At 63.2% G+C, this 15,721-nt stretch carries 14 protein-coding genes and 1 pseudogene; 11 read left to right on the top strand and 4 right to left on the bottom strand.

Translation table 11 applies throughout. The annotated features are described in order from the left end of the window. The first annotated feature begins 6 nt into the window (after positions 1-6). Positions 7-474, top strand: coding sequence for a SprT-like domain-containing protein (locus tag FB472_RS09705; RefSeq protein WP_141990731.1), 468 nt, complete (start codon positions 7-9; stop codon positions 472-474). A 77-nt stretch (positions 475-551) separates the two neighbouring features. After that, complete coding sequence (locus FB472_RS09700; RefSeq protein WP_141990730.1) at positions 552-1,154, top strand: CGNR zinc finger domain-containing protein; 603 nt, start codon at positions 552-554, stop codon at positions 1,152-1,154. Between the two features lie 63 nt (positions 1,155-1,217). Here the strand turns inward: FB472_RS09700 and FB472_RS09695 are convergent, their stop codons facing one another. Beyond that, positions 1,218-1,520, bottom strand: coding sequence for a DUF427 domain-containing protein (locus FB472_RS09695; RefSeq protein WP_021809299.1), 303 nt, complete (start codon positions 1,518-1,520; stop codon positions 1,218-1,220). Between the two features lie 66 nt (positions 1,521-1,586). After that, a complete protein-coding gene (locus FB472_RS09690; protein ID WP_141990729.1) occupies positions 1,587-2,180 on the bottom strand; it encodes a hypothetical protein in 594 nt (197 codons plus the stop codon). A 72-nt stretch (positions 2,181-2,252) separates the two neighbouring features. Here FB472_RS09690 and FB472_RS09685 point away from each other — a divergent pair, with 72 nt between their 5' ends. From FB472_RS09685 to FB472_RS09665, 5 genes and pseudogenes are all read left to right on the top strand, one after another. Continuing rightward, a complete protein-coding gene (locus FB472_RS09685) occupies positions 2,253-2,753 on the top strand; it encodes a hypothetical protein (RefSeq protein WP_021809297.1) in 501 nt (166 codons plus the stop codon). Positions 2,754-2,793: 40 nt separating this feature from the next. After that, positions 2,794-3,777 carry a DNA topoisomerase IB gene (locus tag FB472_RS09680; protein WP_141990728.1) on the top strand — a complete coding sequence of 328 codons (984 nt, stop codon included), beginning with the start codon at positions 2,794-2,796 and terminating at the stop codon, positions 3,775-3,777. A 4-nt stretch (positions 3,778-3,781) separates the two neighbouring features. After that, a pseudogene (locus tag FB472_RS09675) lies at positions 3,782-4,410 on the top strand (DUF1684 domain-containing protein). Between the two features lie 304 nt (positions 4,411-4,714). After that, positions 4,715-6,307, top strand: a complete 1,593-nt coding sequence (locus FB472_RS09670) for a DEAD/DEAH box helicase (protein WP_141990727.1) — start codon at positions 4,715-4,717, stop codon at positions 6,305-6,307. Positions 6,308-6,424: 117 nt separating this feature from the next. Beyond that, positions 6,425-6,613, top strand: coding sequence for a hypothetical protein (locus tag FB472_RS09665; protein WP_141990726.1), 189 nt, complete (start codon positions 6,425-6,427; stop codon positions 6,611-6,613). Positions 6,614-6,940: 327 nt separating this feature from the next. Here the strand turns inward: FB472_RS09665 and FB472_RS09660 are convergent, their stop codons facing one another. Continuing rightward, positions 6,941-7,480 (bottom strand): NUDIX hydrolase family protein, encoded by a 540-nt coding sequence (locus tag FB472_RS09660; RefSeq protein ID WP_021809292.1) that lies wholly within the window; start codon positions 7,478-7,480, stop codon positions 6,941-6,943. A 204-nt stretch (positions 7,481-7,684) separates the two neighbouring features. Between FB472_RS09660 and FB472_RS09655 the strand changes: the two genes are divergently transcribed. The 4 genes from FB472_RS09655 (at position 7,685) to FB472_RS09640 (ending at position 14,894) form a co-directional block, all read left to right on the top strand. Continuing rightward, entirely contained in the window at positions 7,685-8,461 is a 777-nt protein-coding gene (locus tag FB472_RS09655) for a hypothetical protein (RefSeq protein WP_141990725.1), read from the top strand. 76 nt (positions 8,462-8,537) lie between these two features. After that, positions 8,538-9,161: an alpha/beta hydrolase gene (locus tag FB472_RS09650; RefSeq protein WP_141990724.1), complete on the top strand. Its 624-nt coding sequence runs from the start codon at positions 8,538-8,540 to the stop codon at positions 9,159-9,161. An 86-nt stretch (positions 9,162-9,247) separates the two neighbouring features. Next, complete coding sequence (locus tag FB472_RS09645; RefSeq protein ID WP_141990723.1) at positions 9,248-14,056, top strand: Lhr family ATP-dependent helicase; 4,809 nt, start codon at positions 9,248-9,250, stop codon at positions 14,054-14,056. After that, the gene (locus FB472_RS09640; RefSeq protein ID WP_141990722.1) at positions 14,049-14,894 is read left to right on the top strand and encodes a DNA-formamidopyrimidine glycosylase family protein; all 846 of its coding nucleotides are present in this window, start codon (positions 14,049-14,051) and stop codon (positions 14,892-14,894) included. Before FB472_RS09645 ends, FB472_RS09640 begins: the two co-directional genes overlap by 8 nt. A gap of 246 nt (positions 14,895-15,140) precedes the next feature. On the opposite strand, the gene FB472_RS09635 is transcribed toward FB472_RS09640, so the two are convergent. Beyond that, on the bottom strand, positions 15,141-15,659 hold the full coding sequence (locus tag FB472_RS09635; RefSeq protein ID WP_141990721.1) for a tetratricopeptide repeat protein: 519 nt from the start codon (positions 15,657-15,659) through the stop codon (positions 15,141-15,143). Positions 15,660-15,721 lie beyond the last annotated feature (62 nt).

Below are 15,721 nucleotides of genomic sequence, written 5' to 3'. Positions count from 1 at the left end.
CAGTAGGTGGCCGATCTTCCCCGAGTGCGTGTGTGGGCTGACGCGCTCATCCGACTGCACCTGACCGACGAGTGGCAATTTGTCTTCGACAACGCCAAAACGCGGGCCGGGCTCTGCAACTACACCCACAAACGCATCTCAGTCTCGAGATATCTAGCTGCACGGTATGAGGATGACGAGATTCATCAGGTGCTGTTGCATGAAGTCGCTCACGCCATGGCCGGGTCTGCGGCCGGTCACGGAGCTCAGTGGAAGGCTGTTGCGCGCGACCTCGGTTACGAAGGCAAACGACTTCACGGCGGAGCGATCGCCGACGAGTTTGCCCCTTGGGTGGGCACCTGCCCCGCCGGCCACCTCCACCACCGGTATCGCAGACCCACCCGCATACTCGCGTGCGGGCTCTGCTCTCGAAAGTTTGCCAGCGCCCACCGCATCGAGTGGGCGCATCGCACGGTATCGCGACCGCGCGGGTAGTGGCGCTTGTGGCGGGGTAGTGGCGCTCGGGCTGTCAGTCGGGACAACCGCAGGGCGTAACCAGCTATATTGGTTAGGTGCAACATCCCGAAACTCCTGCTCGCACCGGCCAATGGTTCACCTCGAGCACCTCACGGCAGTGGTGGTTTGACTCCGGCGCTCGTACCCTCGATTTCGCGTACACCGGTGCCATGGGCACCAATCCTGAGTGGGAGAGGCTGCACAGCCCCGGCGACCTCGCCGCGTGGCTTGAGGGACGATTTAATGAGTCGGATGGCGCCGTCAGCGAGCGCGACCTCACCGACGCTCGAGGCTTGCGAGAAGCGATCGCCTCCATCGCATCCGCACTCAGTGTCAACGGGAGCCCCGACCCTCAACAGGTCGATGTGATCAACCTTTTTGCGGCAACAGCGGATGTTCCGCCGCGGCTAGCGGGAGGTGGGATGAAAGCCGGCCGCACCACCGTTCGCACCGGCCAGGCACTCTCGACGATGGCCCGCGAAGCCGTGTTTCTGTTTGGAGAAGCACAGCACGAACGAATCCGCGAGTGCGCCGCCGACGACTGTGCTCTCGTGTTCTACGACGAATCTCGTTCCAACAATCGCCGCTGGTGCTCGATGCAACGCTGCGGTAATCGCGCAAAAGTGCGCAGCCACCGTGCCCGAAATGCGGCACGCTAACTGCGCACAATTGGTGCACCCTAAGCGTCTGCCAGACGCTCCCGGCACACGGTCAGCCGTCGATTAGTCGACGAACTGAACCTCTTTCCAGAACGTCACATAGTTGGAGAAATCCTTGCCGACGCGCTTCTCGGCACCCGGAAGAATGTTGGGGTAGCTGAAGGCGCGGTCTTGGTACTGCTGGCCGTTAGCGCTGACAGTAAAGTACTGGCAGTCACCCTTCCACGGGCAGTGATACGGCGTGGGGCTCTTCTCGAGGAGTTCGTGGTTCACACTGGTGGGCGGGAAGTACCAGTTGCCCTCAATCTTGATGAGATCTTCCTGGGGTGCCTCTGCGATCACAGTGTCGCCGATTACTGCCTTCATACTTTCCTCCATAGAGTCGGTGGTTGTCCGAGCCAACCAGTCAATCCAACGAGAATGGCGTGCGCGTCATTCCCGAACGATCTCAAATCTGGCTGCGGCATTGCTGACAATGGCGGCATCCAGAGACTCCCGGCCGAAGGCCTGCACGCGCAGCTGACCCGCAACAGACGCCGACAAGAGGTGATCGTGGGCGCTTTTCAGGCCAGTGAAAGCCGCAACCGCGGATGCCGCTTCCGGTGAAATGTAGTCAACCCCGGCATCCGCGAGCGCGTCGATGATCGCTCCCGCCGCCAGCAGACCGTCAACGGTGAAGCCGCCCTCCGAACCGCCCTGCGGGCCGCCCTGCAAGTCACCCTGCGAGCCGCTCTGCAAGTCACCCTGCGAGCCGCTCTGCGAGTCACCCGCCGCAATAACCGCAACGGTAAGACGACGACTACGAGCAACCTGCTGCGCGAGCACCCAGTTGGCGACGGCTGGTGCTGCCCCGGTGCCGGCGGCGAGAATGGAGAAGGTTCCGGGGAGGTCAGCAACGCGCCCAGAGCCGTTGGCGAGAGCATCCGCCCACACCAGCACATCCGCGCCGGGGCTCAGCTCACGCGCCTGCCGAGCACCGAAACCGAATCGCACCTGGTATTGGGGTTGGTTGCGGGGACCGGTCATGATCCGAGGCTAAAGCCAACTCTCTGGGGAAACTCACTGGATTACCGAATGTGACAAGAGGAGACTGGGAAAATGCGCGTATTACTGAAACTTGAGCTTGACTGCCACCCCGACGATGCGTGGCGAGCCATTCGCAGCCCGCAAGTGTTTCAGGATGTCTCCTACCCGCTGACCCAGTTCACTTCGCTAGAAGCGGGCGGGTTTCCCGATCTGTGGGAGCCGGGCGATCATCCCGTGAAGGTGTCTGCATTCGGCAAGTTTGCGATCGGCGAACAGCTGATTGCGGTGTCCTTTGCGAAGGCGCCCGGTGATGTTCGGATTGTGCGGGACCACGGGCGTGGCCTCAGCGGCCCACTGGCGCTCGTCAACCGCTGGGAACATTCCATGGCCATCAGCGCAGCCCCCGGAGGCAAAACTCTCTATCGCGACCAGCTCAGCTTTAGTGCTGGCCTGCTGACCCCGGTGATGTGGCTGATGTATTGGACGTTCTGGCAGTTTCGCGCAGCCGCCCTCAAACGGCTCGCGCCCACGTGGGGTTGGGGAACGACCCGGCGCACCGACGTGAGCCTGTAAACCACACACGCACAGAAGAGCTGGGCGAAAGGAGCCCGCGGTGGTTCGACTGCGGCGAAGCAACACAACGGGGCGCGGCTATCACCGCGCGCGTTCGGGCAGCGGATTCAGTTACCGAGATTTCGCCGGTGAAACGGTGGGCGACCGCGAACTGCGAACCCGATTCGCTTCGCTCGGAATTCCACCCGCGTGGACCGACGTGTGGATTTGCCCGCACGAAAACGGGCACGTGCAAGCGACGGGGGTGGATGATGCGGGCCGCCGCCAATACATTTATCACCCGGCATGGCGCGAACGACAGGATCGCGCCAAGTTTGAGCGTGCACTGCTGCTCGCTGCCGCACTCCCCTCGGCACGCGCCGTCGTCACCCGCACTCTGCGCAGCAACGACGATCCGCACCTTCGCACTCTGGCGGCAGCCTTCCGGATGCTCGACACCGGCTCACTGCGCGTGGGCAGTGAGCGCTATGCCGAAGCACACGGCAGTCACGGACTCTCCACCCTGCTCTGTAGCCATGTGAGTGTGAGCAAGGACCGCATCCAGCTAAATTTTCCGGCCAAGAGCGGCCAACTCTGGGAGAGCGAGATCGAGGATGCGGATCTGGCGGCGTATGTGCGCATCCGCTTGCGTGGAGCCGGCGATACCCCGCTGCTGTCGTGGCGCAACGGCCAAGAATTGCGCGCGCTGACCGCCCCTGAGATTAACGAGTACGTGCGCGAGCGCACCGGTGGCGAGTTCACGGCGAAAGACTTTCGCACCCTCAGCGGCAGCATCGCTGCCGCGACGAGTCTTGCCGTCACCGGGCCAGAAACCAGTCAGCGAGCACAGAGCCGAGCGGTGCGCGTGGCCATGGAGTGTGCGGCCGAGAGACTGGGCAATACTCCGGCGATTGCGCGCAAGAGTTACGTTGATCCTCGCATCATTGACCTGTATGCGGCGGGCGAAACTATCGACGCGCAGAGTGGGGCCTCGGCTGAAGCTGAACTGCGCAAGCTGCTTTCGCGTGGCAGCCCGTTAGCCTGAGATGATGACCGCCCTTGAGGTCGCCGACTGGCGCCGACGAACCTTTGCCCTCTACGCCGCTGTTCGCGAAAATTTGGATGGCGCGAGCGCGCACGCCGCCTGGCGGGCAGGTCGAGATGAGTTGTTTGCCGCGCATCCAGCGTCGCCGCTGTTGCCTGAGGACCGGCGCAAATTTACTGGGCTGCCGGTCAGCGATTACGATCCTGCCTGGCGGTTCGAAGCATCCATTGTTCCTGCTGCAGGTCCTCCGGGCGAAGGGCGCCGCATGAACGTGGAGACGGGAACGGATGGCGTGGTGCCGTTCGACCTGCTCGGCACGGTCATGATTGACCAGGTTGGCACTCTCGAGGTGTGGGGTTGGCGTCGTATGGTGGCGGAATTTTCATCCCCGTGAAAGATGCGCTCTCTCGCGTCGCCGGCGGAACTTACGGTGGTGGCCGCTACCTCATCGACACAGTGAAGGGGGCTGATCTCGGACCGGGCCTTACGCCGGAGTCTCTCGTGCTCGACTTCAACTTTGCGTATAACCCGTCGTGCGCGTATGACCCCGCGTGGGCCTGCCCACTGGCGCAGGCGGGAAACACCCTGGCTGGGCAAGTGCCGGTCGGCGAGCGCTATCGTGCCTCAGCCTGATAGGCTAGGAAAACTTGCGAAACAAATACGTTTTGCTGCGTCGTAGAACGCTTCCCTCTTCTCGTCCACGTTAATCAGAAACGTGTGACTCGTAGATAACTTTCTCCGGCGAACTGGAGTCATCCGCGCCGAACAAAAGTTCGAGATCTGACCTGTGTACCGCATTCGTGCGAAGCACCTGATTGGGTCGGTGTAGATCAGTGTGGGCCTAGTTCATTGCGAACTGTGCCCGTGCTCGATTTTGAACCTGTGCGCCTCCGGTATAACGCCCATTTTTTACTTATGCCTGAAAGGCACCATTACTTTGACTGAACAAACTTTTAGCTCGCTCGGCGTACCCGCCCCGCTCGTTGCGGCCCTCGCCGCCGACGGTAAGACCACGCCGTTCCCCATCCAACTCGATACCCTCCCCGACACTCTCGGCGGTCGCGACGTGCTCGGCCGCGGTAAGACGGGCTCGGGCAAGACCCTCGCCTTCGCACTTCCTATGGTTGCTCGCCTCGGCGGCAAACTTTCCGGTGGCAAGCGTCGCTCGGGTCGTCCGCTGGGCCTCGTGCTTGCACCTACTCGCGAACTCGCTACTCAGATTTCGGCCGTCATCGAGCCCCTTGCGGCCGCCTACGGTCTCAACACCACCACCATCTTCGGTGGCGTAAGCCAGAACCGTCAGGTTGCTGCCCTCAAGGCCGGCGTCGACATCGTGGTGGCCTGCCCCGGTCGCCTCGAAGACCTCATCAAGCAGGGCTTTGTGAGCTTGGATGCCGTTGAAATCACCGTGCTTGACGAGGCGGACCACATGGCCGACCTTGGTTTCTTGCCGGTCGTCACCCGCCTTCTCGACAAGACCCCCAGCAACGGGCAGCGCCTGCTGTTCAGCGCCACTCTCGATAACGGTGTAGACAAGCTGGTTCGCCGCTTCCTCCACAACGAGGTTCTGCATTCGGTTGACGAAGCAACCTCGCATGTCTCGGCGATGACCCACCACGTGTTCGAGGTCGACAGCGTTGAAGCGAAGCGCGTTCTCATTGAGAAGCTCGCCTCGGGCACCGGCCGCCGTCTGCTGTTCATGCGCACCAAGCACCACGCCAAGAAGCTGGCCCGCCAACTCGTCGATGCCGGCATTCCCGCCGCTGACCTCCACGGAAACCTCTCGCAGGTGGCCCGTGACCGCAACCTGGCCGCATTCGCCGCCGGTGACGTAAAAGTGCTTGTTGCTACGGATGTTGCGGCGCGCGGCGTGCACGTGGACAACATTGAGCTGGTCATCCACGTTGATCCGCCCGCCGAGCACAAGGCCTACCTGCACCGCAGTGGCCGCACCGCTCGTGCCGGAGAAGAGGGCGACGTCATCACGATCGTTCTTCCGACCCAGCGCAAAGACACTGCCGCCCTGCTGCGTAAGGCCGCCATCACGGTGACCCCGCAGCATGTGAACGCCAACTCGGATGCCGTGACCGCACTGGTCGGTCAGGTTGCCGAATATGTGAAGCCTGCGCCTCGCGCAGCAGCTCCCGCCCGTGGCCAGTCACAGGGTGGACGCTCGCAGGGTGCAAACGCCCAGCGCAAGCGCTCACGCCGTGATGGTGAGCGTGGCGGATTCCGCGAGGGTTCACGTGAGGGTGGCCGTGACGGCGCTCGTAGCGGCAATGGCGGCAATGGCGGCAATTCTCGTGGCGGTCAGCCGCGCAGCAACCAGCAGGGTTCAGGCCGCAGCGGAGGAGTTGTTGCCGGTGCCGGTGCGGGCGAACAGCGCTCAACCCACCAGCCTCGTCAGCAGCAGTCCGAAGCTCCGTCGCGTCCGCGTGGCGGCAAGGGCCGCGCTCAGGGCGGCGGCGGCCCCATCCGTGTTGGACAGGTAGTTCGACCGAACCGTCGCGCCTCAAGCAGCGGACGCTAAGCCCTAGCTCAACAATTTTAACCGTCTCAGGGCGGCGAGTTGCTCTCAGTGATACTGAGTGGCGATTCGTCGCCTTGTGGCATTTAACGAGGGCGGGTTGCGGCGCTGGCGCGGACCATGCTCGCGCTTACGCTGGATTGGCGTTGGCTCGGCTCGGCTGCGGCTCGGCTGCGGCTCGGCTCGGCTCGGCTCGGCATCACGGAAACTCAGGAGATTCCGTTTCGCCATGTGCGCACCCGCCACGATGCTCCCGGATTTCCGGGCATCCGCGCTCGGCAGCGTCACCGCCCAAAACGGTATTCCTGAATTTCCGGAATTTCCGTAGCCGCGTCACGGGGCCACGCAGCGGGATACGGGTGTCGCTCCCTACACATCACGGAAACTCAGGAGATTGTGTTTCGTCGGATGCTGGACTGCCGCTCGGCCATGGTATTTCCAAGCATCCGCGGCAGACGGCGCTGTCGCGGGAACAGTTTTTCCTGAATTTCCATATGCGGCACGAGGCAGAACGCGTCAGACGGGCGGCGCCGTAACACGACCCCGTAGGGCAAGACGAAGCGACAGGACTACGCGACAAGACGAAGCGACAGGACTACGCGACGGGAGCTACCCGGCGGCGGACGCTAGCGGACGCTAAGGCAGCACGCCGACAGAGGCGAGTGCCGCGCGCAGCAGTGCGCCGCGGCCACCCTCCATGTCGGAGGTGACCGCTTCGGATGCTGCCTCGGCGGGGCTCAACCAGGTCAACTCGAGCGCATCCTGGCGGGGTTCGCACGTGCCAGTCATGGGAACGACATACGCCATTGAGACGGCATGCTGGCGGGAGTCAGTGAACTGGCTTTCGCCGGGCCACGGAAAGTATTCGGCAACCATAAACGGTGTTGGGTTCGCTGGCAGAAGTGGGAAGGCCATCGGGCCCAGATCCTTTTCCAGATGACGGAACAGAGCATCGCGCAACGTCTCGCCATACAGGACACGGCCCGAAACGAGGGTGCGAGTGATCTCTCCATCATTGCCGCGCACCAGAGTGCCGATCTCGGTGACGCGACCCAGCCCATCCACGCGCACCGGAACAGCCTCAACATAGAGGAGGGGAAGCCGCCTGCGGGTCTCCGCAAGTTCTTCCTCTGATAGCCAAGACGAGTTGGGGTCTGGTGTGCCAACGGAGCTCATGCTCCATTGTCACCCATGGGAGGGTTTCTCGTGCGCGGGAACGGGTTTTCGGCACCCATGATGCTCGGTGCTTGCCTTCAACAGTTCCCACACAGGCGCGGATGCCCCTTGAGTTTGAACATCGCTGGCCTCTGAGCCCTTGGCACCTCAGCGATTGACTAGCTTTTCCCACGCAGACGATCGCCCACGAAGCTAAAGGGAACCATGACAGACCAGACACCACACGAGTCGCCACACGAGTCGCCAAACAGCACGAAGTCGAGCCTGCCGCGCTGGGCATTGGCGCTCATCCTCGGGGCAGGGGTTCTGTTCATCGGCGGCATTCTCTCGATCATCGTTGCCGTGACACTCCTTGCGTCAGTGTTCGCCGCCGACAACTGCAGTTCCCCCGAAAGCTGCGGCCAAGAACTGTCACCCACGCCGTCTGCAGAGCGCCCCGGAGTGGCCGGTGCTCCGAGCAGCAGCGTCGACCGAATCCCCCTCGATGGAAGCGCCGATTTCGGTGGCCCACCGGTCTGGAATGTTCTGTTAGATCCGAGCTGGGAAATTCTGAAGTTCGACGAAAACGGGGTCAACATGTTTCAGAATGCAGACAGCGGTTGCCTGCTACTCACGTCGCAGAACGAGCAAGACGTTGCACCCGTTGAAGCGGGGGATCGCGTGGCGTCAGAGCAATTGTTGAGCCAGCAAATTGATACGTTCGCAGCGGTCGACCCCAACGCATCCGTGCTCGATTCTCGTTCCGTAGATATCGCGGTGGGAGCTGCCGGCAGCGGTTCGACCATCGAGTTTTCTAGCGCGACACTTCAGCGCACGCTCTCATCAGGCAATGCGGAAACGATGGAGCTGATTGCACGTTCCCTACCCGCCTCCGGAAGCTTCATGTGGGCTGTGGTCTCCTGTGAAACAGGGATCTACGAGGCCGGAGAATCACCCTTCACTGGCATCACCAAGGTGCTCGCAGTGACCGTAGACTTTTAAACCTTTGGCTCCCGCCGACAGGTTTGCAGGCATGCAGGTTGGCAGGCACGCGGGCACGCCGCGTAGGCTTTGGGCCATGCAGATTGATTCGTCAGCAGTTCTCTGGTCGGCCCCAGAACGCGAGAGGGCCGGGCGACCGTTGCTGGTTCTGCTCCACGGCTATGGCTCGCATGAGGGTGACCTGTTTGCGATGGCGCCGGGGCTTCCGCTCGAACCGGTGATCGCCTCGCTGCGGGCACCCATCCCAGAGAATGGCGGCTTTTCGTGGTTTCCCATCAACCTCAGCGGTGACGGTAGCCACAATCTAGAACTAGTGGATGAATCGGCGCGGGCCGTGCTCACCTGGCTTGATGACCAGCAGTACACGGGTGTGAGCCTCCTCGGTTTCTCGCAGGGTGCGGCGATGACGCTCCAACTTCTGCGGCTCGCCCCGGAGCGCTTCCGCTCTGCCGTAGCACTCTCCGGGTTTGTGGCCAGTGCGGAGCATCCCAATGACGCGCAGCTGGCGAGCATCCGCCCACCCGTATTTTGGGGTCGTGGCACTGATGATGCGGTGATTCCGGCGGCGGCTATCGAGCGCACCGAGAAGTGGCTGGTTGATCACACGCGTGCCGAGTCGCACATTTATGAGGGGCTGGCGCATTCGATTTCGACGGATGAGTTGAACGACTTTGTGAGCTTCTTGAGCACGCACGGGTAGTGAGTGGTGCCGCGGTTGGCGCGCACGTCACGCTGAAGTTCAGGCCGGTGTAGTGCACTGTCAGCGGCAACAACGAAGATAGAACAATGAGCGATGTGCTCGGCAAGTTCTCGCCCGCCACCCGAGAGTGGTTTCAGGGCGCGTTCGATGCTGCCACCCCGGCCCAATTGGGGGCGTGGGATGCAGTGTCGTCGGGGGCGAATGCTCTCGTGGTTGCCCCGACCGGTTCGGGTAAAACCTTGGCGGCTTTTCTGTGGGCCATCGACCAGTTGGCGTCTCTACCGATCCCCGAGAATCCCCAACACCGCACCCGCGTGCTCTACATTTCTCCGCTGAAAGCTCTCGGCGTTGATGTTGAGCGCAACCTGCGCGCCCCCCTCGTGGGCGTAACCCAAACCGCCCGGCGGCTGGGGCTCGGCGAGCCCGACATCACTGTGGGGGTGCGCTCGGGCGACACCACCGCACAAGACCGCCGCCTGCTTGCACGTCTGCCTCCCGACATCCTGATTACGATGCCAGAGTCGCTGTATCTGATGCTCACCTCGGCGGCGCGCGAGACGCTGAAAAACGTCGATACCGTCATCATCGACGAAGTGCACGCGGTGGCGGCGACCAAGCGGGGTGCCCACCTTGCGCTGTCGTTGGAACGGTTGGATGCTCTGCTCGCGAAACCTGTGCAACGCATCGGACTCTCGGCCACCGTGCGCCCCATCGACGAGGTTGCTCGCTTTCTCGGCGGGCGCTCACCGGTGACGATCGTGCACCCGCCATCGGCAAAAACGTTCGAGTTGAGCGTGGTGGTTCCGGTGGCCGATATGACGATCCCGGGCACTGTTGCTGCCGCCCGCGGAAAGAGTGCTGCCGGTTACGGTGGCGGGGCGGGCGCCGCTGGCGGGGCGGGGTCGGGCGCCGGCGGTGGGTCGGGCGCCGGTGACGGTGCCGGTGCCGGGTCGGGCGGTGACGGCTTTGATCCGGAGGCGACTCCCCAATCTGCGGCGTCGCTATGGCCGCACGTTGAAGAACGCATTGTGGATGCGATTCTCGAACACCGCTCCACAATTGTGTTTGCCAATTCTCGGCGGCTTGCCGAGAGACTGACGGCACGTCTGAACGAGATTTTTGACGAGCGGATGAGCAACGGCAGCGTCGACGGTGCCGAAGCCGTGCTGCAATCGCAGGCCAGTGTGGATGCTGCCGCCTACGCCGCACCGCAGCAACCCTGGAAGCCACCGGCCCAGATGATGGCGCAGGGCGGATCCACGATGGGGGCAGCCCCGTTGCTTGCGCGCGCGCACCACGGTTCGGTCAGCAAAGATCAGCGCGCGATCATCGAAGACGACCTCAAGACCGGGGTGCTGCGCTGTGTCGTTGCGACCAGTTCGCTCGAGCTTGGCATCGACATGGGCGCCGTTGATCTCGTGATTCAGGTGGAGTCGCCGCCGTCGGTCGCCAGTGGGCTTCAGCGCATTGGGCGAGCCGGGCATCAGGTCGGGGAAATCTCTAAGGGGGTGCTGTTTCCGAAGCACCGCACCGACCTCATCCACACCTCGGTTGCTGTTGAGCGGATGCTGAGTGGCCAGATTGAGGCACTTGCGGTTCCGACGAACCCGCTCGATGTGCTCGCGCAGCAGACGGTCGCCGCGATTGCCCTCGACGAGCTCGATGTTGAGGAGTGGTTCGATACCGTGCGCCGCAGTGCTCCATTTTCTTCGCTGCCGCGCAGTGCCTTCGACGCCACGCTCGATCTGCTGAGCGGGCTTTATCCGAGTGACGAATTCTCCGAACTACGCCCGCGGGTGGTGTGGGATCGGGTTGCCGGAACCATCAGTGGGCGCCCCGGATCTCAGCGGCTTGCGGTGACCTCGGGCGGCACGATCCCCGACCGCGGGCTCTTCGGTGTATTCATGATCGGCGGCGAGGCCGGCGCCCCCGGCCGTCGGGTCGGTGAACTCGACGAAGAGATGGTCTACGAATCCCGGGTCGGCGACGTGTTTGCCCTCGGCACCACCAGTTGGCGCATCGAAAGCATCACCCACGACCAGGTGCTCGTCTCCCCCGCCTTCGGGCAGCCCGGTCGCGTGCCGTTTTGGAAAGGCGATGGCCTGGGCCGCCCGGCCGAGTTGGGCGAAGCAATCGGCGCGTTCACGAAAGAAATCGCAACATCATCCCTCGAAGCCGCGACCGCTCGTGCCCAATTGATCGGACTCGACGAACATGCGGTCGCGAATCTCTTGGCGCTCGTCGCCGAGCAGAAGGCGGCGACCGGGCACGTTCCGAGCGACACCACCCTCGTGGTTGAACGGTTCCGGGATGAGCTCGGCGACTGGCGAGTGGTCTTACATTCCCCGTATGGCATGCCTGTGCATGCGCCGTGGGCGTTGGCGATTACCGCCCGTATTCGCGAACAGTTGGGGGTGGATGGCGCCGCCATGGCCGGTGACGATGGCATCGTGGTGCGCATCCCCGACACCGATGCCGCCCCACCGGGCGCGGACCTCTTTGTGTTCGACGCTGACGAACTTGAACAGATTGTGACGGAAGAGGTCGGCGGTTCGGCGCTGTTCGCCGCACGTTTCAGGGAGTGTGCGGCCCGTGCGCTGCTGTTGCCGCGCCGCGATCCCGGCAAGCGTTCACCGCTCTGGCAGCAGCGTCAACGTGCTTCGCAGCTGCTCGATGTTGCGCGCAAGTATCCGAGCTTTCCGATCGTGCTGGAGACCGTGCGCGAAGTGCTGCAGGACGTGTACGACCTGCCGGCGCTGACCGCGCTGACGAAGCGGATCGCGAGCCGCGGCATCCGCGTGATGGAGACGGAGACTGAGGTGCCGTCGCCCTTCGCTCGCAGCCTGCTCTTCGGCTATATGGCCGCTTTCGTATACGAGGGTGATTCGCCGCTTGCCGAGCGTCGTGCTGCTGCACTGTCGCTTGACCCGGCGCTGCTCGCCGAGCTGTTGGGTCGGGCTGAGCTGCGTGAACTGCTCGACCCCGGTGTGATTGAGCAGACCGAGCTGGAGCTGCAACGGCTTACGCCCGAACGTCATGCGCGCAACGCCGAAGGGCTCGTCGATTTGTTGCGCGTGCTGGGGCCGCAGACCGTTGCCGAGATTGAAGCGCGATCGTTGGTGACGGGTGCCGCGCTAACCTCCGATCTCGTTGGGCTTGCGAAAGCCAACCGCGTGCTCGAAGTGACGATTGCGGGGGAACGCCGTTGGGCCGGTATCGAGGATGCGGCCCGCCTGCGCGATGCCCTCGGGGTGCCGCTGCCGATTGGCGTGCCGGCGGCGTTCATCGAGCCCGTTGATGATCCAGTTGGCGATCTTGTCAGTCGCTATGCCCGCACCCACGGACCGTTCACGCTTGCGGATGCGGCTGCCCACTTCGGCCTCGGCACCGCCGTTGTGCAGGACACCCTGCGTCGGCTCGCGGCCGATCGTCGAGTCGTCGATGGCGAGTTTCGCCCCGGCGCCTCGGGCACCGAATGGTGTTCCGTGGATGTGTTGCGACGCCTGCGCAGCCGCTCGCTTGCGGCTCTTCGCCAGGAGGTGGAACCCGTGTCGCACGCAACGCTTGGCCGGTTCTTGCCGGCCTGGCAGCATGTGTCTGCCGCCGGTGACTCGCTGCGCGGTATTGATGGGCTCGCACAGGTGATTGACCAACTCGCGGGGTATTCGGCCCCGGCATCCGCGTGGGAGAACTTCATTCTGAGTGCCCGTATTCGGGACTATTCGCCGGCTTGGCTTGATGAGTTGACGACGTCGGGTGAGGTGGTGTGGGCGGGGCAGGGTGCGCTGGCGGGTAGTGATGGCTGGATTAGCCTGCACCCGACAGCGACGGCGGCGCTGACCCTGCCGGAGCCTGATCGTGACGGTGTGAGCGAACTGCAGCAGAGCATTCTGGATGCGTTGGGTGGCGGTGGCGCGTTCTTCTTCCGTCAGTTGTCGAACCAGATTGGCAGCACCGATGACAAGCTGCTGCTGAAGGAGTTGTGGGATCTGGTGTGGCGTTCGCTCATCACCAATGACAGTTTTGCGCCGCTGCGTGCACACTTGGGCGGTGCTGTTCGTGCGACTCGGGCACCTCGTCCGGCGCGCGCGCGTGCCTACCGTGGCCGTGTTTCGACGGTGGCGCAGGCTGGACCGCCGAGCGCTTCGGGGCGCTGGGCGCTCCTCGAGACCGCCGAGGGCGATACGACAGTGCGCGCCAAATCGACGGCCGAACTCATGCTCGAACGGCATGCGGTTGTCACGCGTGGCGCGGTCGTGAGTGAGGGCATCCGTGGTGGTTTCGCCCTCACCTATCGGGTGCTGAGCGGCTTCGAAGAAACCGGTCGCGCTCGACGCGGGTACTTCATTGAGGGGCTCGGTGCCGCCCAGTTTGCGACCGGTGCAACTGTTGACCGGCTGCGCAGCTTCACGCGGGATCCGGATGCCGCACCCGACCTTCGCGCGATCACCCTTGCCGCAACAGACCCCGCGAATCCCTACGGGGCTGCTCTCGGCTGGCCGGGGCTTGGTGGCGGCGCGGGTAGTGCAGGTACGAGCGTCGCGGGTGACGACGGCTCGACTCTGAGTGCCGGCGCCGAAGGATCCGCCAAGTCCAGCGCTGAGGCCCCCAAGAAGCACCGCCCCGGTCGTAAGGCTGGCGCAATTGTGGTGCTCGTCGATGGCCACCTTGCCCTGTATCTGGAGCGTGGCGGCAAGTCTTTGCTCGCCTTCGATACCGAGCCAGCCGTTGTTGATGCGGCAACGCGTTCGCTCACGAGCACTCTCCGCGGCACCCTGCCGAAGCTGCGCATCGAGAAGGTGAATGGTGATTTCGCTGTGGGAACCCCCGTCGGCAAAGCACTCGTGGAGGCCGGGTTTGTGGCGACACCGCAGGGGTTGAGGCTTCGTGCCTGAGGGCGATTCCGTCTACAAAGCCGCTGCGAAACTTCGAGGGGCTCTCGACGGCCAGACTCTCACGAGCACCGATTTTCGGGTGCCCGCGTTCGCGACGGTCGACCTCAGCGGCCAGAGGGTCACGAGTGTGATTCCGCGCGGCAAACATCTCCTCATTCGGGTCGGCGATGACAGTGGCGGTCGCGGCATCCCGACAGGTGGCGTCAGCGAACCCGGCACCGGTACCAGCACCGGTGTCACCATCCACAGCCACCTCAAAATGGAGGGCGTCTGGAAGATTTACGTGCCCGGCGAGCGTTGGCGCAAACCCGCGTACCTTGCTCGCGGTGTGTTGAGCACGGCAACGAAAGTCGCGGTCGGCTTTGAATTGGGCCTGCTCGAGGTGGTGCCGACGGCATCCGAAGACAGCATTGTTGGTCATCTGGGGCCGGACCTTTTGGGCCCCGACTGGGATGCCGACCAAGCGTTAAGCAATCTGCTGTCAGATCCGGCGCGTCCGGTGGCGCTGGCACTCCTCGATCAGCGCAATCTCGCCGGTCTCGGCAATGTGTATGCGAACGAGTTGAGCTTTTTACGCGGTGTTCGCCCCAGCACACCGATCGGTGAGGTGACGGATCCGGCCCGCTTGGTCGCACTGGCTCACAAGGCGATTATGGTGAATCGCGATCGTCCGAGCCGTAATCTGACGGGGTTGCCGCGGGGTAAGCCGCAGTATTGGGTGCATGGCCGGCGTGGGGATGCGTGTTTGCGGTGCGGCACTCGTATTGAGTCGGAGCAGCTTGGTACCGGCCCAACTGACACCCGTTTCGCGTGGTGGTGCCCGAGCTGCCAAAAATAGCGGCCAGCAAATGGCTCGCACGATCCGCTGTCGGAGTGGCTGACGCGTTGATGGACTGCTTTGGGCACAGCAGTATTTGTGTTGTTCTTGAAGCGGAAGAGGTTGTCTAGGCTACGGGGCCGTCTTCACAGACCGGGCCCTCAGCCGACCATCCGTCGTTTCGCCACTAATGGTGGTCTCCACCATCTCCACGATAATCTCGACCTTTGTGCCGTCCTGCCACGGCGTTACCCGTAGAAGGATCGGTCAGTGAGCCTCGGTCGACTTTGCTGAGTCGAGTGACACCAGATACTCGGCATTGCCGCGGATGGCTGGTTTGTATCGGTCAATCTCCTCAGAGTGCACATTCTCGACGAGCAGAGCGAGAAGGCTTCCGAGTGCCGTATTCGCGCGGCCCGCAGCGTGGAGCGTCAAGGACTCGAATACTCCAAGAGCGACGGATTCAGGGAACTGTGCCCGGGCGCGGGCGAACACCAAAATCGACTCGTCGGTGCGTCCCAGGTTTCTTAGAGTGCTTCCGTATTGGAGGGAGCATCGGCGCAGCACATCGCCTTCCAGCCCCTCAGCCATCGCGCGTTCGTAGAACCCGACTGCTGTTGCCTCCTGACCGTCGGTGTCGTACGCGCCACCGACCTCGTAAAGCACTCTCGGATTATGAGGGTACTGGCCATAGAGCGCTTCGAGTACAGCGATGGTGGGCGCCATATGATCCCGATCGCGGGCCGCCACAATACGATCGAGTTCTGCTTCCAGAGCTGTGCCCATCACGTTGACTCCGGCAGTTTCGAAGCGAAACGACCATCGTCCGCTCAGCAACTCTAGTCATC

Source organism: Rhodoglobus vestalii (genome assembly GCF_006788895.1).
GTDB lineage: Bacteria > Actinomycetota > Actinomycetes > Actinomycetales > Microbacteriaceae > Rhodoglobus > Rhodoglobus vestalii.
Note: the sequence above shows the minus strand (reverse complement) of the source record. Positions and strands in the feature narration are given on the sequence as shown.

Excerpts from the sequence above, each read along its gene's own strand:
- FB472_RS09695 (WP_021809299.1), bottom strand. The coding sequence starts at position 1,520 with ATGAAGGCAGTAATCGGCGACACTGTGATCGCAGAGGCACCCCAGGAA.
- FB472_RS09690 (WP_141990729.1), bottom strand. The coding sequence starts at position 2,180 with ATGACCGGTCCCCGCAACCAACCCCAATACCAGGTGCGATTCGGTTTC.
- FB472_RS09685 (WP_021809297.1), top strand. The coding sequence starts at position 2,253 with ATGCGCGTATTACTGAAACTTGAGCTTGACTGCCACCCCGACGATGCG.
- FB472_RS09665 (WP_141990726.1), top strand. The coding sequence starts at position 6,425 with ATGCTCGCGCTTACGCTGGATTGGCGTTGGCTCGGCTCGGCTGCGGCT.
- FB472_RS09660 (WP_021809292.1), bottom strand. The coding sequence starts at position 7,480 with ATGAGCTCCGTTGGCACACCAGACCCCAACTCGTCTTGGCTATCAGAG.
- FB472_RS09655 (WP_141990725.1), top strand. The coding sequence starts at position 7,685 with ATGACAGACCAGACACCACACGAGTCGCCACACGAGTCGCCAAACAGC.
- FB472_RS09650 (WP_141990724.1), top strand. The coding sequence starts at position 8,538 with ATGCAGATTGATTCGTCAGCAGTTCTCTGGTCGGCCCCAGAACGCGAG.
- FB472_RS09645 (WP_141990723.1), top strand. The coding sequence starts at position 9,248 with ATGAGCGATGTGCTCGGCAAGTTCTCGCCCGCCACCCGAGAGTGGTTT.
- FB472_RS09635 (WP_141990721.1), bottom strand. The coding sequence starts at position 15,659 with ATGGGCACAGCTCTGGAAGCAGAACTCGATCGTATTGTGGCGGCCCGC.